Below are 26,098 nucleotides of genomic sequence, written 5' to 3' on the forward strand. Positions count from 1 at the left end.
TGATTCACGGTTCTTTAACTTTCCAGATAGCGGTTCAGAGATTCCTGAAGATGGTTACGGATATCATCAACTAAACATCTCGGTTCTAATACCGTTACCTCTTTTCCATAAGATAAAATTTCCTGCATAAAATCATAAGTAGGGTGAAGGAAGAACTCAAAATAGATCTCTTCCGGGGTTTCTTTCGTTTCTTTCTGGGATTGATGAAGAGGAAAACTTCTGATGTATTCCCCCTGATGACGGCTGCATTTCAGTACAATATTCTGTGGCTTTTGCTCTGCCAGATTCATCACACCAAAAGCATTTTTAAAATGTTCTCGGAAATTGTATTTGTATTTCTCTCTGAACTGGTTTTTAGCTACATCCAGATAATTAATCCTGTCTAATCCAAATGATTTTAAAACCTTATCTTTAGTATCAATTGCGATAAGGTACCATCTGTCTTTGGATTCTTTTAATGCCAATGGATGAACCTTTCTGGAAGTCATCAGTTTGTTTTTGTAATTGTAATGTTCAAAGGTTACCACTCTTTTGTTCCGGATGGCAAAGAAGAGATCATAAAAATGCTCTATTCCGGTTGGCTTCCGGCTTTCAAAGAAAATAAAGTCTGAAAAGTCAGGATGAAGATTCAGGGCATTGCTTACCTGGAAAGATTCAAGCAGCTTTTGGTTGTATTCATCCACTTCCATGATGGGGCGGCTTTCGATATAATATCGGTTATCACCTTTTTTCTTATTGTGAATAGAAAGGTTGAAAAGATCGGAAATCTCACGGATATCCCTCTGCAAGGTACGGATAGAATAGCTTTTGATTCCTGCATCCTGGAATTCAAAAGAATTTAAAAGATAGTCCTCCAGCTGTGAATAGGTAGCCGGGGAACTTTCTAATCTTTTAATAATTAAGGCATATCTTGTCAGATAAAAATCTTTCTTCATGGTAAAATTTTGTACCACAAATATATGGGCTTAATGCGACAAAACTTGTCGTGTTTTAATTTTTTATTATGAAGTTGGACAAAATAATAAGCCACAGAAATACTGTGGCTTATTGAATTATTACTCAAAATACTTTAATCTTAATTTTGAAAATAACTCTTTACAATAAATTGCGATTTGGTTATAGGCGAAGCTTTATAAGATTGCTTCAGAATCTTGGCCTTGTTTTTAGTGGTCACAAACCGAATTTCCACGTGATTTTATATTTTCAGACATAGTTCTGGCTGTCTAACATTTTGTGAATGGCGATTCAAAGGTATTGAGAATGTAATGAGACTGTTTGTGTATTATAGAGATTCTAAAGATAATGGCAGACAGCACCAGAACTAGTCATGTTTTTAAACTTTATTTAAAAAGTATCTTCTTCAAGAATATCTTCTTCAAAATCCTGTCTGAAGAAATTTTCAATATCATTGAGATAGTTTTCATAATCCATCTCAGCATTTTCGATGTCACTCCATTCCACGGTGTAGAGATCTTCATCGAAGAGTATATCTGTATTGTGACTGGATGTTTCCATGTTTTGTTTTGTGATTTGGTGTTGGTTATATTTTGAACATATTTTGGGCTGTTCAGCATAAGTGAATGGTGAATTCAAAGGTGTTTTTAGATTTTTGTTGATAGTTGTTTTTGTGTCTTTCTGATACTCCAAAGGTAGAAGAGTGAAGCGACAAAACTTGACGTGTTAAAAAATATTTTATTTTTTTTAATATAATCTCCAGAGCTTATATGAGAGAATTATAAGGTAAAAGGCTTATATTTTATTTTTAATGAGTTTCTGAACAATTTGGTTCAATGTATCCCTGTGATCGTCAATATAGCTTAATCCGGCCTGTATCAAATTTTCAATATTAGACCGTCTTACATTATCCATCGCCGGCGAAGCATTTTTCAGTGAAGGATTTAAACGGTAATAGTTTTTCTGATTTCTCAACCCCAAAGTCTGAAACATTTGAGAAAGCTGATAGTCCACAGTTTCTGCGTTGGCAGACATTAATATATCTATAATAGGGCTTACCCAGCCAATTTTACCAGCTTTTTCCAGTCTTTTAAAAGAATATGGTCTGGCTTCAATTCCTGTCCCGATAGAAATAAGAATCATATCATTTACTCCGGGATGGTTGGCCTTCTGATGGTTCTTTAAGACCTCTGCAAAAGGAATTTTTCTGGCTTCTGCATAAGCACAAAGCGCAGGGTTATTTGCAAACATCCCACCATCAATCAGGCTGAAGATTTGGCCATACATAGATTTGATCTGTACCGGGCTGAAATAGGTAGGTGCTGCTGAAGTAGCTCTGCAGACGTCTTTTACATAGAAATTATCTGTGCTAAGATGTGCTTCAGATGAATTGAAAAGTTTAGCTCTTCTGTTCTCTATATCATAACTTGTTATTAAACATGGTTTTATTAATTCCTTTAATTCTAAATTTCCAAAAAAGTCGTTCAGGTTTTTCTCAAGAGCTTCCTGAGAAATTCTTTCATTCAATAATCCAAATGGATTAACCAGTTTTTCCCAAAAGGAAACCTGGAAGATATCGCCGCCCTTTTCAGCATACAATTCCAATCCTTTCTGGATAGAATATTTTGCTTTACGGACTTCATCGGGACATAGAATAATAGAAGCAATCAGTCCTCCTGTGCTGCTGCCTGCCACCAGATCAAAATAATCCCCAAGCTTAGCACTCGGTTTATCATAATACTGGAGCTGTTCTTCTATGTAGCGCAGAATAATACAGGTAATAATTCCCCTTATTCCGCCTCCGTCCAAAGAAAGAATGGTTGTCTTTTTCATGTTATTTTGTTACTTATTTTTTAAAAGAATACTTTGCAACGTATCCTACGGAACCCATAATTTGATAAGAAAAAAATGATTGAATCCCATGTCCGGATCTTGTTGTTTTTTGTTGTTTTCTTGCAGAACAAAGGTAGGGTGGGGAAGCGACAGAACTTGACGTATTATATTTAATTTGAATAAAAAGAATTAAAAAACAACATAATTCTGCTGGTCTCTCTGCATCTTTAAAAGCCTTTTCCAATGGGTTTTTGCGGCCTTTTTCTTTAACGGGATTGTCTTTCTTTCAAAGTGAGGGAGATCTTTAAATGTTTTCCAGTTTCCTCCCCAGTCCCAGCCATGTTTTGCAAAAATCTTCACACATTCATACCAGTCTGCAACCTTATCATTATCCCAGTCTTTTACAGTGTCCCAGCTGGCTGTTTTCCCATCAATTATAAGGCAGATATCCACAGCGAGACCATAATTGTGAATACTTTGCCCGGCTTTAGCTTTTGTTACCTTTTTACCAGACGTTATTCTTCCAATTGCATAAAGTTTTTCCTGTTCTTCAAAAGACCTTAGCCCCTGGGTGATTCTTACTTTGGCTCTACCGGTGAGGGCCTCATCACATTCCCTGATAATCTGCTTCACTTCATCTCTTACCAATGGGTGAAGGCTGTTAATTCGTTCCAATGTTACTTTATCCATAATCTTTATTATTTGAAACAAAAGTAGGAGCAGGAAGCGACAAAACTTGACGTATATTAATTAAAAAACCATCAGCACTAAAGAATAATTTAGAAATTGTTTTTGAAAACAAAGCTATACTCCTAATGCGACAAAACATGTCGTATTTAAAAATAATATTCAATTGTTTTTCAGTGTGTTAAATGTGATGTTAATTCCGGATTAAAAAGTGATTTTATTTCTGAAAAATAATAATTTTGTATAGATAATTCACAATCATCATGTATGCGCTGGTAGATTGCAATAACTTCTTTGTTTCCTGTGAAAGGACTTTGGATCCTAACCTTGAAGGCAAGCCCGTTGTGGTACTTTCCAACAACGATGGATGTGTTGTATCCCGAAGTAAGGAGGCAAAAGACCTGGGAATTCCTATGGCAGCCCCAGCATTTCAATACAAAGATCTTTTTAAAGAGCATGATGTAAAAAGCTTTTCTGCAAAATTTGAACTTTATAACTATAAGAGCCAACAGGTCATTAATATTGCCTGTTCTTATGTTGTAGACTATGAAATTTATAGTATTGATTATCGAAAGTTATTTTTAATCGTAAGTTGAGAATAGTTTATGATAATAAGAGATTGATAATCAATGAATATTTTGATAACTCTATTTCGATAATATTTACGGTTTCCCATAATTATAGTTATAAAATTTTACTTAAAATTGTATCTTAAACTGATCTAATCTAACTATTACGTAAATAGAAGTATTTGTAGTAGTGCTTTAATTAATAAAAAAAGATATTTTTGTATAAATTTAAAAGTGGCTTAAAAAGAAAAATTGAATTTTTATTTAAAAATACTTACTATTATTTAGATATTTCTTTACGAATTGGAATGTATAATAATGCCTAACTTTAGGATTGAAACGTTTCTATATAACGCTAGTTATAGTATTTTATAATAGAATAAACTTTAGCTACCAACTAATTATCAAGAAAAACTAATAACTAACCTCTTAAATTAAATATTATTATGATTCTTAAAAATCTTTTGAAAATAGCTGTTGCTCAATTTAAAGATTAATCTTTTTATTTTTTACAAAATACATTGTATATGGCTTTATTGTTATTTAATAGGAATTGCCTACTAAGTTACAATTGAAAAAACCTTGGAATAGGGTTTTAAATCCATTTGTATAAAAAACTACTAACAATTTTTATTCTTAAAACTATATGAATGATATAGTAAACGACGATTCTCCAATTGATAATGAGAATTTTTTTTCTGAGAAGACAGGTAAGATATTGAGCATATTTGGTCTGGCAATCATTGCTTTGACAATTATTTTATATCTTTTTTTGGGTAGCTGGTACTTTGAATGGTATTTTGATGAGGCGATAATGGGGCAGTTTGGAGATTTTATTGGCGGCTTTATTGGAAGTTTATTTTCCCTTGCTGGTGTTATTCTTTTTTATGTTGCTTTAAAAGAACAGAGGAAAGATATTAATATAAATCAGAGAAACCTTACTTTGCAAACTGATGCATTAAATCAACAAGTAAATGAATTTAAAGATCAAAAGGAAGAGCTTGTAGAAACTCGAAAAGTTTACGAGGAACAAACTAGGCTAATTATGGAGCAAACTAATTTGTATAGGTTGCAAAATAAGGAACTGAAAGAACAATCAGGTATTGCTAAGGCTCAGCAATTTGATGCAAGCTTCTTTTCTTATTTATCTGTTTTAAATGATTATAAGAATTCACTGAATATTTCCCATAAGTCTAGTAATTTTTTTGGAATGCTTACTGAAAAATTAAGAGATGTTGAATTGGAAGGTATGAATATGAGTAAATCTATTGAGATTATTTGTGAAAAGTATTTGGAGATTTATAATGAAAATAGGGATAAGTTATCACCATACTTTAAAACCTTATATAGACTGATGGCTCTAGTTGATTCTTCAAATATTGACGAGTATAAAAAAAACGAATACTTCAAATTAATAAGGTCTCAACTTTCTGACGATGAATTATTAATTTTAAATTATAATTATCAAACGAGTTTAGGTATTAAAGCAAGATCTTATGTTATTAAGTATTATATATTTAAACACCTAAATATATTAGATAAACTTGAGTTTGAATGCGGATTAAGTGGGATTAAAAAGTATAAGCTAGAGCAATTTTTAAGATCAAATGAACATCTTATTATTGAAGGGTTAAAAGAATATGGTAGTATAGAGACAAGTTCTGATATTTCAAAATCGAGTAAATATCAATTATTGGGAGTACAATTAGAACATAAACTTGTTATAAATGATAAGTTTCAGTTTTCCATAGTATTAGACATAAATGATTTTAATAATCAACTTGGACTTAGTAAAGAATTACTAAAAAAAATTATTTGTCGACATTTATATGCAATTTTATTTTTCTCTAAATATCAAAATCCCACTGAATCAGAAATAGATGTTTCTGTTATTGAAGGAGAACACAAAATAGAGTTTTTATTTGTTGTCGAAAACTTAGAAAATTTGTAATATGAGCAATTTAATTGAGAAAAATTTTATAGATATATTTAAAGGTAGTTTAAAGATTACCCCTCGAACAATATCAATCAAAACTCTTTTAAGTGAACGTAATCTTAGAAGAATAGACTACAAACCTTATTATCAGCGTAATTATGTTTGGGATAATGTTAAACAAACATTTTTCATCGAAAGTGTGATTTTAGGAACTGAAATTCCTCCTTTAATTTTATTTAAATCAGGTACTAGTATTGAAGTAATTGATGGTAGGCAAAGATTTGAAACATTAAAAAGGTTCATTGAAAACGATTTCACTTTAACAGAAAAAGGATTATTATCACTTCCTGCTCTTGCTAAACAAAACTATAATAAATTAAGTGAAGAAGTTAGAGAGATTTTCTGGAATTCTAATATTAGAATTTTTGAATTTGAAGTAATTGTAGGAATTGATGAAAAGTTGGAAGACAAAATAAAAAAAGAAATTTTCAGGAGGTATAATACTGGAATTACTTCACTGACTTCTGTAGAAGTTGATGCTGCTAAATATGATACAGACTACTTATCAGAACTATTTGAAAAAGAAATCAAAAACAATGAATTGTTTTATTCCAATTTGAAAGAATGTTTCTTTGCAAATGATTATGCTACTGCTGACATTATAGAGAAAATGAATGATTTCTTAAGACGCTCATTTATTCTTTCAAAATTTCCCATATCTCAATATGCAAGAGGGGCTAGGAGAAATGAGATATTGTCAATACTATATGAAACATTCGTTAATTCATCGGATGATTTATCCGAAGAGTTTGTACTATATAAAAATCAGCTTGAAAAATTATTTATTCTTAACAACTTTTTTATTAATAACAATTTTGTTCATAGGAATAGATTTATAAATGAAGCTGTACTTTGGGCAATTCGCATTTTAGAGCAAGAGGGCATTAATATAGAACCAATTGAAATTCAGAAAGATTTATTAAAATATTTAAAAGATAATCAATTTGTTTATGCCGAGGATAGTGCTTATTATTATAAAAATATCATAGATCGCTTTACTAATATTACTCAATTTTTTGAAAAAAAATTTAGGTTTAATTTTGATATATATATTAGAAAGACGGAATTTAAAGATGAGTTAAAAGATCTATTGCAGACGGATAGTGATGCTCAAGATGTGTTAAAGAATTTAGCAAGTTTACGTATTAATAAGCCATCCCCTGTTTCTAAACCTATTGAGGAAATATTATCAGACGTGCAGTCCTTCAAATATTTGATTCGACCTTCCTATCAAAGACAGGAAAAAATATCTGTATATAAGGCTTCATCTATTATTGAAAGTATTTTATTGGGTATTAATTTGCCTCCTGTATTTATATTTAAGAGGAAAGATAATGTTAAGGAGGTGATAGATGGACAACAAAGATTGTTGTCTATTATTGCTTTTTTAGGACGAAAATATGTAAACGAAAATGGAGAGTTAACACATTCTATTAATAATAATTTTAAACTAAAAGGTTTAAAAATATTGGATAAGAATGGAATGGTATATTCGGCTTTATCGAGTTTGGAAAAAGATAAAATCTTAGACTTTATTATTGATGAGATTATAATTGAGGAGAGTTTAAATGAAGGGTTTTCGGCGACTGATTTATTTATAAGATTAAATCAAAAGCCTTATCCTATTAATAATAATTCTTTTGAAATGTGGAATTCTACTGTAGATAATGATGTTATCAATAAGATTAAGCAAGTTACGGATGAAAATATTTCTTGGTTTTATAGCAAAGAAAGAACAGATGGGAAAACTGATAGAATGGAGAATGAGGAATTAATAACTATTCTGTCTTATCTAGTTTATCATTTACAAAAAAATGAACCTTATAACAAAGTATTAGGGTTGTTTCCACGAATAGATCGAATTACTTGCAGAATAAAAAATAAATCTGCAATTACAGATTTTTTAACAAAGTTAGATGAAAACAGTGTGGAAAAACAGTTGTTTATGGAAAGTATTGAGAAAACACAAGAATTAATAGATAAGTTTGGTGAATTGTTCGATGAAACAACTAGAAAGGACGAAATAAATGAATTCTTTAATGTCAAAAACTCTAGATCCTTTAGAAGGTCGTACCAAGATTTTTATATTACTTGGTTGGTGCTAAATTCAGGAAATAATGAGAAGAACTCACTTAGTATTAAAAATGTTATTAGAGAAATGTTAGTTCTTTTAAAAAATGCTAATGGTGAAAAAGTGAATGAATCTTACTTTAATAAATTTTCAAAAAAATTAGATGACATTTTAAATATTAAAAGCTAGTATTATTTGTATAAAAAGTTTCTTTATAGAAACTTTTTATTTTTTTCAACTATAACTAAAGTCGCTTTCAAAAGGAAGTATATGATTATTTTTTATTATTCTTCGAATCCTTCTGAGAAAAATTCTTCCAGAGTCATATCAAAAGCATATATTATTTTCGCCAATGTGCTGAATCTTAAATCTTCTCCTTTTTCGTATCTTCCAAATTGAGCTCTAGAAATATTGTGTTCATAAGCGAAATATTCATAGCTAGAATAACCTTTAGCTATTCTTAGTTCTCTTATTCTTTTCCCAAGCTTCTTCAGGATTTCTTCCTTTAAAAATTCTTTTTCCTCCATATAGCCTCAATTAGAGAATACAAAGCTTGGAAATAAGCGCCAGTTATGTTACCACTAAAAAGATGTATCTTATTAGTAGCTTTTTTTAAGAAAAGTTTTATATTTGACCTATTCTTTATTGTGAGGCTGCTGACATAAAGAGAAATAGATTAAAAATAAATTATAAATAATGTTGGTAATACTTTCTGCTATAAGCCATAGTGATGGAGAAGCTCTTTTTTTTAGAATAATTCTTTTCATTTATTTTGCTCCTACTATAATAGCTTTATTTAGAACTCCAATTATAAAGTTTAAATTCTTCAGTGTATTATTTATTAATCTTTTTTTTGGCTGGACTTTATATGGTTGGTGGCTGGCATTTGCAAAGGCTTTTTCAAGTAAGAATATTATTAATCTTAGGCGAAAGTCACAAGACCCTTTAATACTTGATAAGTACGATCAGCTTAGTAAATTAGATAATTTGCGTTCTCAAGGTATTATTAATGAAGAAGAATTTGAAACCGAAAAGAATAAAATTTTAAATCAGAAATAGTTAATCTAAATGCAATGATGAAGGTTATTCTAAAAATTAATGAAAAGGATTTAGATTTTATGTTAAAGGAATTTTTTAAACTTGAGATTAAGGAAATCAAAATTAAGAGAATTGCTAAGAATAAAAATATGCGGCAGGTTCCTATCAGCACATATAATGAACCTGATAAGTAAATTTTATATGAAAAAGGTAGAATTAAGAAAGCTGATTGACACATCAGAAAAAAGAGGTGTTGTTGTTTATAAAGGAAAAGATGCTAGAAAGAAATTTGATGAGAGCGTTACTCAAAAGAAATTAATTATATTCTCTAAATTGATAGGAGATAAAATAGGGGAAGTTAAAAGGATTTTGGAAACCTGATATTATTAAGTAATTTCAGGTGATCTATACTTTAAATAGTTATTTACGAGAATCCGTAATTTTATGAATAGTTTAATTTGTTTATTTGTTACTTTGATTTATTCGAATAACATAATAAATAAAAAATGAAAAGATTTTTTGATGCACTTCTTGCAAATAGTATATTAACATTTTTAAAGGAATATTTCGCAATTATTATTTTTGTTCCTACATTATTAGGGGGATTGGGGCAGCTTTACCAATTAGTATCACTTTCTCCATCTCTTATAGAATACTTTTCTATTAGTCAGCTTCTAATTGATGGTATTTTAATACTTATTAGGTCTCCCTTATATCTTATAGGAATTCTTTCATATGGTTTTTATCTGGCTATTAAGAATGATAAACGACAACACATAAAATTTTGGATTACTTTATTTTTTGCTTTGCTAGCCCTAGGACTAAATATTTATAGGGATTTCGTAGATGAAAATTATTATAAACTCTTCAAAAGTTTTATGCTACTTGGAATTAATATTTTTTTCATTTTTCTTTATAAAAATATGGGAAATGCAAAGACTAGTTTAAAGATTTTTGAACTTGTTATCACTGCTGTTTTATTCTCGATACTACTAAATATTTTGGATAGGCAATTTGATTATAATTCTATAGAAAATATTTCTTTATTAACGGATAAAGTAAAAGCTCAGTATCCTAAAGCTGAATTTAGATATTATAATGATAAGTTTGTGATTTTTGAAAATACAACTAATCAAAGATATATCATTAAAGAGTTCGGAGATTTGTTTAAGGAAAGTAATTTAAAGGATAGCTCCATTATAACAAAATGAAATGATTAAACATTTTCAAGTTAGTTTAAAAAACTTATTTCAATCGAAGTTGGAAAGTTAAATTAATCAGTTCTTTCATAGTACTGTTGATTTAGAAATTCTATATCCCATACTCCTAAAGGTCACTTTTCATAATGAGTAATGAACCATTAGTGAGTAGCAAGCTATATTTACCTGGATGATGATCTATTTTTCTGAAATCGAAATTCCTGGTTTGTCTAAGGCTTACTGATGCAATCATTGAGTGCTTACCGTAGTTGATATCGGCGTAAAGTATTTAATATTTTGCGTCGAGTTCTGTCGTTGTACTGTAGTAGATTTGTAGAATCAATGAAGGGCTATAGAATCACAGAAGATTTCCTAATGTTTGGAAATATTTTGTATTAAATCACGTATATACGACTTATATGAACTAAAAAAGTTAAATTTGTGCAAAATTTGAAAAGCTAATTACTAAACTCAAAACAACACGGGAATGAAAAAGATTTATCTCAGTGCATGTCTTATATGTACAGTTCTTGGGGTGTCTGCCCAAGAGGTTCTGTGGCAGAAAGATATCAGATCTTCTACCCAGGATTTTCTAAGTCAGGTTACCACTACCATCGATCAGCAGTATCTTATTACGGGAAGCTCCATACAGAGCGATAAACTTCAGCAGGGAAGCAAACAGAACAACGGTTACGACTTCCATCTGGTTAAGCTTAACCAGCAGGGAGAAGAAGTCTGGGAAAAATATTTCTCCGGGGACAATCACGATTATTTATCTTCTACAGTAAGCACCCAGGAGGGTGGATTTTTAATTTCCGGAACCAGCTATTCGGAGAAAGGTTTAGATAAAAAAGAGGAATCCAAAGGCGGATCAGATATCTGGCTCATCAGAATCAATGAATTCGGGGATGAATTATGGCAGAAAACGTTGGGAACCTCTTCTGATGAAGAAGCCAGAGCAGTAATTCAAAGTACAGATTTAGGCTTTTTTGTCGCCGGAAATGTACAGAACTCTTCCAGTGGCTATGGTTCAAAAGATGTCTGGATCACCAGGATCAATAAGGATGGCAAGGAACTTTCCCAGCTGATTTTAGGCGGAAAAGGCCTGGATGAAGTGGAAAAGATGATTCCCACAAAAGACGGTGGCGCTTTATTAGGGATTTACTCAAGGAGCTCCGAGTTCCGAGGTTCGGGATCCGGGATTAGATATCCTGAAGCAAGATCTTCTGCTGCAGATACTGCTACCCGCAACCTGCTATCTGCAGTCTCAAAACAAAGCAGTAATTTCGGTGAAGGGGATTACTGGATCGTTAAGCTGGATAAAAACGGAAAAGTAGAATGGGAAAAGAACTTTGGTGGTAAAGGAGATGATCATATCAGAACATTGGCTTTAACATCAAATGGTTACATCATCGGTGGGGAATCGAGATCAGAAAGGTCTGGCAACAAAACCGTAGGAATTGAAGAAGGCACAGATCTTTGGATCATTGCTCTTAACGAAAGAGGGGATGAGCAGTGGCAGAAGTCCTACAATTTCAAAAATCGGGATATACTGATGGGAATGAATGTGATTCATTCTTCAGACAATCAATCTAAAGGAATTCTGTTAGGTGGTTACACCCAAGCCGAGGGAAGAATAGAAAAAGATGATGAAACCTTCTGGATGTTATATCTGGATTGCAACGGCAATGAGCAGTGGAGAAAGCATGTAGCAGGAGAATCTAGGCAAAAAGAAGAGCGGCTTTCGGACTTGAAACTAAATCGTGATGGTTCAATTGTTTTAGCAGGAACCAGTGCCAAAGAATTAGGGAAAGAAAACTGGAAGATTGTAAAGTTGGGTGACAAACAGGTGAATGATTTAATTGCAAAATACGATATCAAAGTCTATCCAAATCCGGTAACTGATTATGCCTATGTAGAAATCGGATTTGATTTCAAAGAAGCTGATATTATGCTATATGATATGAGCGGAAGGCAACTTCAAAACTTCGAAACCAAGAATAGAGTGACTAAAATTAATACGCAAGCTTTAGTACAGGGAGCTTATTTGGTGACGATAAAAACTGATAATAATAAAACAGCGAATGCAAAGCTGATAAAAAAATAAGGATAAATAATGAAAAAAATATTTTTAATATTTCTATTATATAGCTATGGTAGTATATATTCTCAAAAAAGTGTAATAGACTCAATGGCCAAAAGTGATGTTCTTAGATCTTTAGACAAAATATCATCTCCTGGTGGATCTACGAGTAAAAATTCTACTGATAATGATGGCTCTCAATATAATACACAAGCTCTCAATACTAACAGAGATTTATTCCAATTTAATAAAATAGAACCTTTTGGCTTGAACAAGGTTGTAGGTAAGGCTAATGTTAAAATTCCTTTATATGAAGTTGACTTTCAGGGATTGAAGATTCCGATTGAACTTGTTTATAATTCTGGAGGAGTTAAGGCTGATCAATTTGCTACTGAGGTTGGCTTGGGTTGGGCATTAAACACTGGAGGGGAAATCAATAAAAATATTGTAAAAATGAATGATGCAAAATCAAATATACAATATTCTTTTGGTTTGTATAAGTTGTATGAATTTTGTCTAGGATATCTTTCGTCTATTACGATGGATTTTGCGAACTCCATACCATCTTATAATAGAGATTTACCCGATGTATATGATGTGAATTTTTTAAATTTAAACTCTTCATTTTATATTGATCCTAATTTACAACCAGTACACGTTAGTCCATTTAATGGACAAAAAATATCACTTACTTATGGACGGTTTGATCCTAATTTTGTAAACAAATATGGATTTTATCACGAATATCCAGTAGGGCATTTATGCCCTAGTAATCCTAGTCTTACTAAAGAACCAGTGTATTTTTTAGCTCTTTATTATAATTTTAGTTGTAATGAGATTTATTTGCCATATAAAGATGTACAAAAAATTAATATCATTAAAGATCGCTTTACTTATGACTTTAATGACTTCTCGGTACAAATACCATCAAATGCATCTGATTTAGGGCATCTAACAGATTCTGGGGCAAACTATTCCTCTACACGTTCCAGCGAAGTAACTAGATATGTTAATAAATATCATATTAGTTCTATTACAGACAATGTAACGAAGAAAAAGGTACTTTTTTCATACATGGTGCATAGTGGGATAAATGATTATATTAGGCAGGGAGCAACATATAATGTACTAAGACGTGGTTATGATGGAGATTATCAGGCAGAAAGTTCAATACAAGATGCTGTAAATCATGATTATGATGGATTTATTAAGAAAAATATTGCCCAAATTAAAACAGATAAAGAAATCATAGATTTTGAGTATGTTAATGGAAGGGAAGACAGCAAATCTCTTGACATCTTGCTGAGTAGTCCAACAAACTGGGTAGGACACAATAAAGACCCTTATTTGTCTAAAGTTTATATTAAGGATTATAAGGGTAACCTTAAGTGGTTGTACGTTTTTAATTACAGTTATTTTGATTCAAAATGTACGGATTATAATTTGACATATAATGTGGAGCAGTGCCGTAGATTGAAATTGACATCAGTTTATAAATATTCTGATGCAGAAATGCAAAATGTTGTTGATTATCAGGTTTTTAAATATTATGAAGACCGTGATCAACCTAAAATAGGGACTTATCATGTAGATCCTTTTGGTTATAAGTCCCCTTTGGACCCTTCTGCAACGTCATATTTATTATCTAATAATGAATGGGATCCTGTAGATTGGCCAACTAAAGAATATGGGAAAAAATATGTCAATAAAAGAATGCCTAGAAAACCAATTGTATATAGATATACGGAAAATCAAGGCGGTATTAACCTAGAATACTATTCAACATTAAGAATACCAGCTTTATCTCCAGTTGTAGTAAATTATGGTGGATATAATCAAGAGCTTTCAACATTAGAGGATTCAAGAGCTTGGAGTCTTAAATCAATTCAGTATGCAACTCAAGGATTGCAAAAATTCAATTACGAACTCAATACATTTAATTGGAAGGGGCAGCAAATATCTGGAGCAGGTATAAGAATTGCAAGTATCGACTTAATTGATGGTGGTAAAATTTATACTACTACATACCAATATTCTGGTGGGCAAATTGCTCACCTCCCAATAATAAGCAATGGGAAAAATTTTTTCTATTCAGGAGGCACAATTCCAACAACTTTTCTTTCGCAAAATCTATATGGTAAAGAGACTACATATAATGGCGGGGTAGTTCAATACGAAAATGTAACAGAGAAACTCCCTAATGGTGGAAGAATATTTGAAAAATATTCTTCCATAAGTGATAATCCTCAAAAAGTGACTGCTATAAATACAGTTACAAATGCAAACTTTGATCTTTATAATTATTATTTTCCTGTTGGATCAGAATCGTTTTTGTATATGTTAAAACATCCTCTCGTGGGGCAACTATTAGAAAGAAATGAATATAATGATTCAAATGATTTAATTAGAAAGACAGAATATAAATATACTTTAGAAAATAAGGACTTTCCTATAATGGATATGATTAGGTATGATGCGAACCAGCAATATATACAAGATAATAACATACCATATACTTTTGCTTTTGATTATACAGGACCTGGAGTTAATGTAAAGATTCCTGCTGCATTGTTCAACCTCGTTCCTGGGGCTAGTACAGGCTCGTTTACCGTAGGAAAGGATAGCAGAATGTATCGTAATAACCTATTAGAGGTAAAGACAACTGACTTTTTTAATAGCCGAAGTCTCACTAAAAATAAGGTTTATAGTTATCTGGATTCTTATAATTTGTTAAAGAGTACTACAGATTACTTAGGTGCAGATACATATAAAAATGAAGTTTTATACAGCTTTGAACAAGGCGATCAATTTAACCAACAGATGTCTACCGATGAGAATGTTAAAACAATGCCTGTTGGTAATAAAGAGTTTAAAAATGGGAAATTTACGAATTCCAACATTGATAAATTTATTTATACGCCTACTGGGAGTATTAATTTAACAGAAAGAATAAAAGGTTACCCACAGGATGATTCTGATAAGACTTACTTTACCCGCTATGATAATAAGGGAAACATTATTGAAGTAAAAAACTCTGTACAGACCCCAACAACTTTTATTTGGGGATATGGCCAAAACTCATTAATTGCAAAAATTGAAGGCGCAACCTATGCAGAGGTAATGCAAGCCTTCTCATTAGATCCTAATAATTCTAATTCTTATTTAAATCTGGATATTGTTAAGAAGTCGGATTTACATGTTAATGATGGAACAGAAGGAGATTTAATTTCTAATTTAGAAATATTTAGAAAAAAGGCAGAATTTAAAAATTATAAAATTTCCACCTATACTTATAATACTTTAATAGGAATAAAGACAGAATATGACGAGACAGGAATCAAAACTGTTTATAAATATAACACTACTAATAAATTACAAAAAATCATTGATCAGGAAGGAAACATTTTAAAGGAATATAATTACAATTACGCTCCAAGAATATTCTACAGTAATCCAAAAAGCGGAAGTTTTCTGAGAGCTAATTGTGGACCAGGAACTCTACCAGAACCAAGTCTCTATACTGTTCCGGAAGGGAAGTATACTTCTACTTTAAGTCAACCCGATGCTGATCAAAAGGCACAAAATGATGTTGACGCTAATGGCCAAAACTATGTGAATAGTAATGGGGTATGCAAACCTTATGTATGTACTATTACCCCCACTCATCTTGCAGATATTTATTACTCATCTTTTCAAGAAACTTCTTTGGGTCATATAAAAGTTATTCTAAGTTTTCCTATAACCGGCTATAATGGATCTACACCCAATTGGTCTAATGGAGTGTTTATAGGGACACTAGATAGCTTATGCAGACCAAATTCTTATAAAAGCATAGATGTCTCCTCCAATGGTAGCGGATGGAGCGTATCATTAGGACCAGCAGGAGATGTTACAGTAAGATCTACAGGTGGAAACTCAGGAAGTTCAGCAACATTATATTTTGAATACGATAAAAACTAGTAACAGATGAGAAAAATTATAATTTTAATTAAAATTTTTACTTGTATTGGAGTAACATATGCGCAAAGTTCTCCAAGTACAGAAGAAAATTATATACAAGAAAAGAAGTATTTGGAACCTGTTAATGTGAGTAGTTCAACAGCTAAGCAAATTAATAAGATACAATATTTTAACAGATTAGGAGCACCTAAACAAACCATTAATGTGAAGGGATCTCCAAAAGGAAGAGATATAGTAAAACATATAGAATATGATAATTCTGGAAGGAAAATCAAAAACTTTCTTCCAGTTCCACAAAGTTCTACACAGAATGGAGCTATTTACTCTAGTCCCTTAAGTAATGCTACTGATCCGGAAATTTACGGAAGTGAGAAAATATACTCTGAAACAGTAATAGAAAACTCACCTTTAAACAGAATAAAACAGGAAAAACCGCTAGGAATTGCTTGGGATGGGAAATCAGTACAATTTGGTTATGATGTTAATATTTTTGAAGATTATGTAAGAAAATACGAAACAATTACAGAATGGGATCCGATAAATAAAGTTTATAAATCTTCGGTAAAGCTTCTTCAATATTATGATGCAAATCAATTATATAAAAACACTATAATTGATGAGGATGGAAATAAAAGCATTAAATTTAAAAATAGTAAAGAGCAAATAATATTAGTTAGAAAGATATTGAGCTCTACTGAAAATGCTGATACTTATTATGTTTATGATGATTATGACCGATTAGTATATGTAATTCCACCACTTGCCTCTGCACCAACTGTTGAGCCTAGTACACTTGAAAAACTTTATTATGAGTATAAGTATGATAACAAAGGTAGATTGGTAGAAAAGAAAATACCAGGTAAAGGGTGGGAGTATATTATCTATGATAAGCAAAACAGAAAGGTACTAACTCAAGATCCAGCTTTACGAACATTAGAAAATAGCTTTAAAAAGAAAGGTTGGTTATTTAATAAGTATGATAAATTTGGAAGGATTGTCTATACAGGATTTTTTGCTAATACATCTACTAGAGTAGATTTGCAAACTGCCATAAATAACATGACAGCTAATCCTGGGAATAATGAAGAAAGAAGTACTGCTCCGTTTTCAATAAATGGGATGGATGTGTATTACACTAAAAATGCTTTTCCAACAGAGAGTATGACTATACTAAGTATAAACTATTATGACACTTATCAATCCTATAGTTTTAATCCTGTTTTTCCATCTAGCATATTGGGTGCAAATACACTAACAGATAATTCTATTGGTAATATTTTAAGTACTAAGAATTTACCAGTAATGAGTTTTGTTAAAAATATTGAAGATGATAGCTGGACAAAGAATTATACTTATTATGACAATAAGGCCAGAATAATTGGTACACATTCTATTAATCATCTGGGCGGTTATACTAAAACAGAATCTAGGCTGGATTTTGTAGGAGTAGTCCAAACTGTAATCACTAAGCATAAAAGGCTGGAAACAGATCAGGAAAGGGTAATCACAGAAAATTTTGAATATGATAACCAAAACAGACTGCTCGTACATAAACACCAGGTAGACGCCAACGCTGTTGAAATCCTTACCCAGAACAAGTATAATGAACTTACCCAGCTTGAATCTAAAAAAATAGGTGGAACGGATATTATTAATCCTTTACAAACAGTAGATTACAGATATAATATCAGAGGGTGGTTGACTAAAATCAATGATCCTTCTAATCTGAATGGAAAATTATTTGGATATGAAATAAAGTACAATAATCCATTAAACTCCACAAATTCACCTGGCAGATTTAATGGAAATATTGCAGAGATAGACTGGAGAAATTCTTCAGAAGATATTTTGAAAAGATATAATTATCAGTATGATTCCCTGAATCGTTTAAAAAATGGCTTCTACTCAGAACCTAATGCCACTAATCCTGCTAATGGTAATTTTGATGAATACCTTACTTATGACCTGAACGGAAATATCAATACCTTGAAAAGAAATGCGATTCCTGTATCGGGAGGAACCTCTACTTTGGTAGATAACCTGGAGTATAAATACACAGGAAACCGTTTGAATCAAGTTATAGAATCTGCCATGAATGATGCAGGGTATGAAGGCGGGAATAATATGATTGATTATGATGCAAATGGAAATATGACCACTATGAATGATAAGGGGATCTATTCTATTGTTTATAATTATTTAAATTTACCCAACTCCTATTCAATTCAGGATAACAAGTTTGGGCTTCCTATGTATATAGGTCTGAGCTATCTTTACCGTGCAGACGGAACTAAGCTTAGAAAAATCTATTCAAGCAGACCTGTAAGAGGTTCAACCAGTTACACTACAACTGATTATTTAGATGGGTTTCAGTATACTTATAGAGAAGGTGACGGAATATGTATAACCTGTCGTACAGAGTCTGCTTTTGAACAACAGGCTTATGGAAGTATCAGTAAAGTTTTTCCTGATCTGGAACTCCCCCCAAGATGGATACTGGATTTTGTACCTACAGCGGAAGGTTTTTACAGTTTCACAGAAAACCGTTATATTTACCAGTATAAAGATCATTTAGACAATGCCAGGGTAAGTTTTGCCAAAAACAGTGCAGGAGTTCTTGAAGTAACAGATACAAACGACTATTATCCATTTGGGTTAAACCACATCTCAGGAATGTTTAGTCTTTCTAATTTTGGAGGATTGTATAGTTACAAATACAATGGTAAGGAATTGCAGGAGACTGGAATGTATGATTATGGCGCAAGATTCTATATGCCGGATTTGGGAAGATGGAGTGTAATTGATCCAAGGAGTCAATATACTCATGAAGCATATAGTTACGTTTGGAATAACCCAATAAAGTTTGCTGATCCAACAGGTATGCAAGGTGAATTGATTGGAAAGTGCCCGCCTGAATGTCCAGAGGGAGTTAGTGCAATTAATGTACTTCCAAGTGGAGAGAGTGAAACTCAGATTCAGGAAATAACCTTTACAGGTCAAGCAGGAAACAAGAATTCTGGACCTGGTAGTTTAGCAATGATGGCCCTATATGTCTCACAAGTTGATTCTCCGGCACCTGGACCCGCAGATATAGTAGCAGCTGTAATGTTGGCAACAGCGGGGGTTTGGTGGACATACAATCATCTTAGTACACCAACTACAGGATATACTACCATTGCAGATCCTGGTGCTGGTTATGGTAGCATGAAAACAGAAGATGCAGCTGAAGAAGATGTGAATGGAACAGATGTTCCTCAAGAAGATGGAGAAAATTCGCTTTATGAATCAAAGACTGGTAAAAGAGCTGTTAACAACAGGGAAACGAATATCTCTCAGGGAGAGTTTGAAAAGAATTTAGAAGAATCCGGATTTGAAAAAACAACTTCTTCAGATGGAGAGAGAACTACTTATTCGAAAGACGGAAAATCTTATACGGTGAGACGGAATAGTAAAGAAGGAAGCCCAACAGCAGATTTTAGAAAAAGTCCTGATGGAAAAGGAAAAACAGACATTAAAATAAGATTAAAACCATAACAATGATTGATTTTGTAAAAAATAAACAAGAATTTGAAGATTATAGAAGTAGGTTTCTACGATTATTCAATTCTGATAAAGAGATAGAGAATAATATATTTAATAATGAATTAAAATATTATTTAGCTTTTGATTTTGATTATATTTTTGATAATTCGTTTTTTGATACTTTGGTTATGTTTTTAATAAGTATAAAATCTGAAAAGATAATATTTTATACTATCAATCCTTCACCAGAAAATTATTTCCTATCATTCAATAAGTATAATGTTTTTAGCTTTAGTACTTCAACCGATTTTAACGAATTTGAAGATATTCTTTATAAGGAACCGGATAATAATGTAATAGACTCCATAGGTTACAGTTCAAATGATATTGCTTTGTTCTCAAGTAATTCTGATGAATGGGCTATAGCAGGGTCAAGAGATTTGGAAGTAGCTATTATTGGGTTTAAAACTCAAGATATGAAGGAATATTTTTCGAGTTTCTTTACAAGTTTTAATCCATGTCTTCCTATAAAAGAGTATATAAAAGATTTGGATGATAGTATCGGATTTAATGAAAATCAGTGGACATACTATAACAGGATAATAGACAGTTATACTGAGTAATGACGTAAATAATCAATAGTTTTAAAAGTCTAACCAGCTAAAAGGCAGGTTAGACTTTTTTATGAGATTGTTTGTTGACGTTAAATGCTACATTTTCTAATCTCTGAATATCTTTTCGTAGTTCCAGAAACATGTCTTTTACGTTATGATCTCTGTTGTCAGGTTCAAAATCCTCTGGAAATATACCCGAAGCATATTGCCATATCTCCACAATGTCTTCTAATGGAATATCATAAGGCTGATAAAAAGGATTATCAGCTGCTACGATAATTGATTTTTTCTTCTTAGCATTGAATCTTTTATAAGAAATCCCATCATTGAAGGTAACAAATATGTAGCTTTTGCCAGGTTTTAGATCTTCAATATTTTCAACATACTTTCCGATAATATAAGATCCATCTTTAAAAGGAGGCATGGAATCCCCTTGAGCTGGAAAAGCCCTGTATTTTCCGTTAGTTAAAAAAGGAAGTGTAATTCTTTGCAATCCTTCAATATATTCTGGATCGCTGTAGCCGGATAAATAGCCCATTGATGCTTTCTGCGGAACGATTTCGATGCTGTTGTTTCCTAATTGGTCTACCACAACAGGTAAGACAATTCTATTATCAGGAAGTTTCAGGATATCTTCCAATGGATATTTTCGAATATCAACAGTAAGAAGTAGATCAATACTTACATTGAAGTACTTCGAAATTTTTATTAAAACGTCGTAGGGCGCTTCTGAGCGACCACTTTCGTATTTGGAGTACCGATCTCTGCTGATGATCAGAATATCACTAGCAAAAGCATGTTGGGATAGGCCTCGCTTACCTCTCAAAAACCTTATATTATCTGCAAAAGTTGACATTGGGACAAATTGTACCAGCAAATATAATCATTTTGGGACAAATAGTCTCTAATTTTGTAACGTGAACCGGGCAATTGTACATATGGATCTTGATACATTCTTTGTATCCTGTGAGAGACGTAATAACTCTCAGCTTCAAGGTATTCCTCTTATCATAGGAGGTGGAGACCGTGGAGTAGTTGCTTCTTGTTCCTATGAAGCAAGAAAGTTTGGAGTTCGTTCAGCAATGCCAATCCGTATGGCAGTGAGATTGTGTCCTGATGCAAAAGTGATCCGGGGCGATCATGAAATGTACTCAAATTTATCTCATACCGTAACTGAAATTATACAGGGGAAAGTTCCACTGATGGAGAAAGCAAGTATTGATGAGTTTTATCTGGACTTATCAGGAATGGATAAGTTTTTTGGATGCTATCAATGGACAAAAGAAATCGCTGAGACCATTACTAAAGAGACAGGCCTTCCAATAAGCTTTGCACTATCAACGAATAAGACTGTTTCAAAAATTGGTACAGGAGAAGCTAAGCCTGTAGGCAGAATGGAAATCAAAGAATTGGAAGTGCAACCATTTTTAAATCCTTTATCCATTAAAAAAATTCCAATGGTGGGTGACAAGACTTTCCAGTTGCTATCAAGAATAGGGATCCGGACGATTCATACCTTATCTGAAATGCCGGTACTTGTTCTGCAGCAAATGATTGGTGCCAACGGGAAAGAACTTTGGAAAAAAGCCAACGGAATTGATGAGAATCCTGTTATTCCTTATTCTGAAAGAAAGTCTATTTCAACTGAAAGGACTTTTTCCAATGATACTATGGATATTATCGAGCTAAAACGATTGATTTCAGGAATGGCAGAACAGTTAGCCTATCAATTGAGACATGAAAAATGGCTGACTTCTACAGTGGTGGTAAAAATAAGATATGCCAATTTCGATACGGAAACCAAGCAATGCAAAGTATCTTATACTTCTGCAGATCACACCTTGTCAAGAGTTGCTCTGGAACTGTTCAATAAGGCGTATACCAGAAGAATGAGGCTTCGTTTGGTAGGGCTTCGTTTTACAGGTCTTGTTCATGGAAATCACCAGATGAATCTGTTTGAAGATACTGAGGAGCAGATGAGTTTATATCAAACCATGGATTATATCAAAAACCGTTTCGGATCCGATGCTGTAGGACGGGCATCCGGTTTTGATTTCGGAAAATAATTTTAAATCTTTTCAACATGTTTATTAACTGTCATTCTTTTCATAGCCTTCGTTATGGAACTTTATCCATCGAGGAATTGGTAAAACAAGCGTATGAATCAGGAGCCAAAGAACTGGTATTGACTGATATCAATACAGTAACCGGAATTTATGATTTTAAAAAAGAATGTGAAAAGTTTAATATAAAACCCATTCCCGGGATTGAAGTTAGAAAGGATGGTAAACTTCTTTATGTAGGTATTGCCAAAAGATTTTCAGGAATTGGTGAGATCAACAAAGTCATTACAGGTCATAACTGTGATGATAAAGAACTATCTGAAATAGCTCCTGAATTTAAGGAGGTATTAATTGTTTATCCGATGAGTAATATTCCCTCAGAATTGAAAGCCAATGAATATATAGGAGTAAGAATGGAGGAATTGAATTTCCTGATCCGTCCTGAATATGAAAGGTATATTTCTAAAATGGTTATTTTTCATCCTATCACTTTTAGTACTGATGAAGAATATGAACTGCATAAGATCCTAAGAGCAATTGATAATAATACTTTGCTTTCTAAACTTACCAAAAGAGATGCTTGCCGCAGATCTGAATATTTTATTGCTAAGCAGCAAATTGTAAAAGCATTTGAAAGATACCCTCAGATTATTGAAAATACAAAGAATATTCTTGTTGAATGCTATTTTGAATTTGATTTTAAAGAAGTTAAGAACAAGAAATTTTATACAAAATCAAAAGAAGATGATTTGAAACTTCTCCGCAGATTAGCTTATGCAGGGTTGGAAAAAAGATATGGATTAAACCATGAAATTGCTAAAAAGAGAGTAGAAAAAGAACTGAAGGTTATCGATGAGCTTAACTTTTGTTCCTATTTTCTTATTACTTGGGATATTGTGTGTTATAGCAATAGCATGGGGTTTATGCATGTGGGAAGAGGAAGTGGTGCCAATTCCATTGTCAGTTATTGTCTAGGAATCACAGACATTTGCCCTCTGGAACTTGATCTTTACTTTGAACGGTTTCTTAACCTTAATCGTAAGACCCCTCCAGATTTTGATATTGACTGGAGTTGGCAAAACAGAGATACAATCTTAGAATATATTTTCGACAGATATGGAAAAGACCATGTTGCATTTTGTGGAACTAATGTTGAGTTTAAGTACAAATCAATTTTTAGGGAAGTTGGAAAAGTATTTGGCCTACCGAAGGAAGAACTGGATGACTTGACAAGCAAATCAATGGAAAGGCATGATCAAAATTCTGTAGTGGAATTGGCGCAGAGGTATGGTAAGTTATTGGAAAAATTTCCTAACCAAAGAAGCATGCATGCTTGTGGAATATTGATTTCAGAAGAACCAATCACCAATTATACAGCATTAGAAATGCCTCCCAAAGGATTTCCAATTGTTCAATTCGATATGAATGTTGCGGAAGACATCGGTTTGGAAAAGTTTGATATTCTTTCCCAAAGAGGATTGGGAACAATTAATGACACTGTGAATCTCATTAAAAAAACAAGAGGAATTACCGTAGATATTCGAAATACAAAATTATCGAAGGATGAAGAGAAATCCAATAAGTATCTATCGATAGGAAGAACTATTGGGTGTTTTTATATTGAATCTCCAGCAATGCGAGGACTTTTAAGAAGGTTAAAATGTGATAATTATAGAACATTGGTTGCTGCTTCCTCTATCATCCGTCCCGGAGTTGCCCAAAGTGGCATGATGCGTGAATACATATTCAGGCACAATCATCCTCAACGATTTGAATATTTTCATTCCATATTTGAAGAGCACCTGAAGGAAACTTATGGCATTATGGTATATCAAGAAGATGTTCTGAAGATTGCACAGTATTTTGGAGGACTATCTCTAGCTGATGGAGATATTTTACGCAGGGCAATGAGTGGAAAAGGCCGTTCAATTGAGAAACTCAGAGAGGTTAAAGCGAATTTTTTTGATTCCTGCAGAAAGCTTGGGCATTCTGAACCATTAACTGCTGAAGCTTACAGACAGATTGAGTCTTTTGCCGGATATTCTTTCTGTAAGGCTCACTCAGCTTCCTACGCTGTGGAGAGCTACCAGAGTCTTTATTTAAAGGTATATTATCCGCTGGAGTTTATGGTTTCTGTGATTAATAACCAGGGAGGCTTTTACCGTACAGAAGTATATATTCATGAAGCAAAAATGTCAGGAGGGAATATTCAGACTCCGTGTGTTAATGCCAGTGAATATCAAACAACCCTTAAAGGAACAGATATTTACTTGGGGCTGATGCTTCTGGAAGGACTGGAAACAAAAGTTGCTCATGGTATTGTTGAACAACGTGAGCAAAATGGAGAGTACAAGTCTCTGGAAGATTTTATCAGACGCATTCCTATTGGTATTGAAACTGTACAGATTCTGATCTTTATTGGTGCATTCAGATTTACGGGTAAGCCCAAAAATGAGCTATTGGTTGAAGCCCGGATATTATTAGTGAATTTTAAACCTGAACAAAGAGGACTTATGCTGATTGAGGAGCCTGTTCAAGAATTCAAGCTTCCACAATTAAAAAGAGAACAGTTTGAGGATGCTTTTGATGAAATCGAGCTGATAGGCTTTCCTATTTCTTGCAGCCCATTTGATTTACTAAAGACCAAATATAGAGGATCTGTTTTTGTAAAAGATTTACTTCAATATCATAAGAGACAAGTAAAAATGTTAGCTTATCTTATTGCAAGAAAACATGTCCCAACGAAAAAGGGGACCATGTATTTTGGTACATGGATCGATGTGAATGGTGATTATTTTGATACAGCCCATTTTCCTGATAGTTTGAAAAAATACGACTTTCAAGGCGGAGGATGCTATTTATTATTAGGAACAGTAGAAGTTGATTTTCATTTTCCAACCATTACCATTCACAAGATGGCCAAAATGCCAATGATTCCTGATCCTAGATATGCTTATGATAAGGAGAAGCAATATGATATCCACAGACAGATTAAAGAAGATGTCAGTATGACTTATAGAAAACCTTACCCGCAGGCTCATGAGAGTGGTTTATTAAGAAGCAAATTTCGTTCATCTTGATTTATACATATGCAAAGGTTTAGGAATAGCGTTTTTACCTAGCCATTCTTTTTTACCCCATACAGTATCTTTATAAGCATTAGATGAATATCTTTTATCTTTAAGATAATAGGTAACTTGAGAAGTACATTGAATATAGGTGTCATATTAATATGCAATTTGAGAGATTATATCATAATTGTCACTGGAGTCTTAGAACTCAATGACAATAATAAAATTGAATGATAGTATTTAATCATGCAATTTGTTAATAGTATCTTCAAAAGTGTTTTTATAGCGAAAAAGATTGAAGCTTTTTCGTTTTTTTTTAATTTTTATATTTTTAATTCCCAGTTTTACGAGCTTACTCAATACTGGGTCAACTTCAGTTTTGTGTACTTTCAAAATTACCTTTACCATATTATATCAGAGGTCTTGTATTCTTACATA

18 protein-coding genes are annotated in these 26,098 nt (G+C 32.6%); 12 read left to right on the forward strand and 6 right to left on the reverse strand.

Annotated elements, in window-relative coordinates; translation table 11 throughout:
- Positions 1-14 precede the first annotated feature (14 nt).
- The 4 genes from EG339_RS06420 to EG339_RS06430 all read right to left on the reverse strand — a co-directional run bounded on the left by EG339_RS06420 (position 15) and on the right by EG339_RS06430 (position 3,477).
- Positions 15-935: a helix-turn-helix transcriptional regulator gene (locus EG339_RS06420; protein WP_123869388.1), complete on the reverse strand. Its 921-nt coding sequence runs from the start codon at positions 933-935 to the stop codon at positions 15-17.
- A 409-nt stretch (positions 936-1,344) separates the two neighbouring features.
- Positions 1,345-1,515 carry a hypothetical protein gene (locus EG339_RS24185; RefSeq protein ID WP_164466418.1) on the reverse strand — a complete coding sequence of 57 codons (171 nt, stop codon included), beginning with the start codon at positions 1,513-1,515 and terminating at the stop codon, positions 1,345-1,347.
- Positions 1,516-1,749: 234 nt separating this feature from the next.
- Positions 1,750-2,787, reverse strand: a complete 1,038-nt coding sequence (locus EG339_RS06425) for a patatin-like phospholipase family protein (protein WP_123869389.1) — start codon at positions 2,785-2,787, stop codon at positions 1,750-1,752.
- A gap of 189 nt (positions 2,788-2,976) precedes the next feature.
- The gene (locus EG339_RS06430) at positions 2,977-3,477 is read right to left on the reverse strand and encodes a M15 family metallopeptidase (RefSeq protein WP_123869390.1); all 501 of its coding nucleotides are present in this window, start codon (positions 3,475-3,477) and stop codon (positions 2,977-2,979) included.
- 260 nt (positions 3,478-3,737) lie between these two features.
- On the opposite strand from EG339_RS06430, the gene EG339_RS06435 reads away from it, so the two are divergent.
- The 3 genes from EG339_RS06435 (at position 3,738) to EG339_RS06445 (ending at position 8,299) form a co-directional block, all read left to right on the forward strand.
- Positions 3,738-4,070 (forward strand): Y-family DNA polymerase, encoded by a 333-nt coding sequence (locus EG339_RS06435; RefSeq protein ID WP_228459712.1) that lies wholly within the window; start codon positions 3,738-3,740, stop codon positions 4,068-4,070.
- A gap of 619 nt (positions 4,071-4,689) precedes the next feature.
- Positions 4,690-5,994, forward strand: a complete 1,305-nt coding sequence (locus EG339_RS06440) for a putative phage abortive infection protein (RefSeq protein WP_123869391.1) — start codon at positions 4,690-4,692, stop codon at positions 5,992-5,994.
- Between the two features lies 1 nt (position 5,995).
- Positions 5,996-8,299 (forward strand): DUF262 domain-containing protein, encoded by a 2,304-nt coding sequence (locus EG339_RS06445; RefSeq protein WP_123869392.1) that lies wholly within the window; start codon positions 5,996-5,998, stop codon positions 8,297-8,299.
- A gap of 95 nt (positions 8,300-8,394) precedes the next feature.
- Here EG339_RS06445 and EG339_RS06450 read toward each other — a convergent pair whose 3' ends face one another.
- Positions 8,395-8,637 (reverse strand): helix-turn-helix domain-containing protein, encoded by a 243-nt coding sequence (locus EG339_RS06450; protein ID WP_123869393.1) that lies wholly within the window; start codon positions 8,635-8,637, stop codon positions 8,395-8,397.
- A 169-nt stretch (positions 8,638-8,806) separates the two neighbouring features.
- Between EG339_RS06450 and EG339_RS06455 the strand changes: the two genes are divergently transcribed.
- The 7 genes from EG339_RS06455 (at position 8,807) to EG339_RS06490 (ending at position 20,535) form a co-directional block, all read left to right on the forward strand.
- On the forward strand, positions 8,807-9,169 hold the full coding sequence (locus tag EG339_RS06455) for an SHOCT domain-containing protein (RefSeq protein WP_123869394.1): 363 nt from the start codon (positions 8,807-8,809) through the stop codon (positions 9,167-9,169).
- A gap of 180 nt (positions 9,170-9,349) precedes the next feature.
- Positions 9,350-9,529 carry a hypothetical protein gene (locus EG339_RS06460; protein WP_123869395.1) on the forward strand — a complete coding sequence of 60 codons (180 nt, stop codon included), beginning with the start codon at positions 9,350-9,352 and terminating at the stop codon, positions 9,527-9,529.
- Positions 9,530-9,654: 125 nt separating this feature from the next.
- Positions 9,655-10,359 (forward strand): hypothetical protein, encoded by a 705-nt coding sequence (locus EG339_RS06465; protein ID WP_123869396.1) that lies wholly within the window; start codon positions 9,655-9,657, stop codon positions 10,357-10,359.
- A gap of 475 nt (positions 10,360-10,834) precedes the next feature.
- The gene (locus EG339_RS06475; protein ID WP_123869397.1) at positions 10,835-12,454 is read left to right on the forward strand and encodes a T9SS type A sorting domain-containing protein; all 1,620 of its coding nucleotides are present in this window, start codon (positions 10,835-10,837) and stop codon (positions 12,452-12,454) included.
- Positions 12,455-12,463: 9 nt separating this feature from the next.
- The gene (locus tag EG339_RS06480) at positions 12,464-16,390 is read left to right on the forward strand and encodes a DUF5977 domain-containing protein (RefSeq protein ID WP_123869398.1); all 3,927 of its coding nucleotides are present in this window, start codon (positions 12,464-12,466) and stop codon (positions 16,388-16,390) included.
- Between the two features lie 6 nt (positions 16,391-16,396).
- A complete protein-coding gene (locus EG339_RS06485; RefSeq protein WP_123869399.1) occupies positions 16,397-19,924 on the forward strand; it encodes a DUF6443 domain-containing protein in 3,528 nt (1,175 codons plus the stop codon).
- Positions 19,925-19,926: 2 nt separating this feature from the next.
- Positions 19,927-20,535 carry a hypothetical protein gene (locus EG339_RS06490; RefSeq protein ID WP_123869400.1) on the forward strand — a complete coding sequence of 203 codons (609 nt, stop codon included), beginning with the start codon at positions 19,927-19,929 and terminating at the stop codon, positions 20,533-20,535.
- Positions 20,536-20,584: 49 nt separating this feature from the next.
- On the opposite strand, the gene EG339_RS06495 is transcribed toward EG339_RS06490, so the two are convergent.
- Positions 20,585-21,382, reverse strand: coding sequence for an XRE family transcriptional regulator (locus tag EG339_RS06495; RefSeq protein ID WP_123869401.1), 798 nt, complete (start codon positions 21,380-21,382; stop codon positions 20,585-20,587).
- Between the two features lie 61 nt (positions 21,383-21,443).
- Here EG339_RS06495 and dinB point away from each other — a divergent pair, with 61 nt between their 5' ends.
- Both dinB and EG339_RS06505 read left to right on the forward strand, forming a co-directional pair.
- On the forward strand, positions 21,444-22,592 hold the full coding sequence (dinB, locus tag EG339_RS06500; RefSeq protein WP_123869402.1) for a DNA polymerase IV: 1,149 nt from the start codon (positions 21,444-21,446) through the stop codon (positions 22,590-22,592).
- Between the two features lie 17 nt (positions 22,593-22,609).
- A complete protein-coding gene (locus tag EG339_RS06505) occupies positions 22,610-25,669 on the forward strand; it encodes a DNA polymerase III subunit alpha (RefSeq protein WP_123869404.1) in 3,060 nt (1,019 codons plus the stop codon).
- The last annotated feature ends 429 nt before the right edge of the window (positions 25,670-26,098 follow it).

The sequence above is a fragment of the Chryseobacterium bernardetii genome (assembly GCF_003815975.1).
Taxonomy (GTDB): domain Bacteria; phylum Bacteroidota; class Bacteroidia; order Flavobacteriales; family Weeksellaceae; genus Chryseobacterium; species Chryseobacterium bernardetii.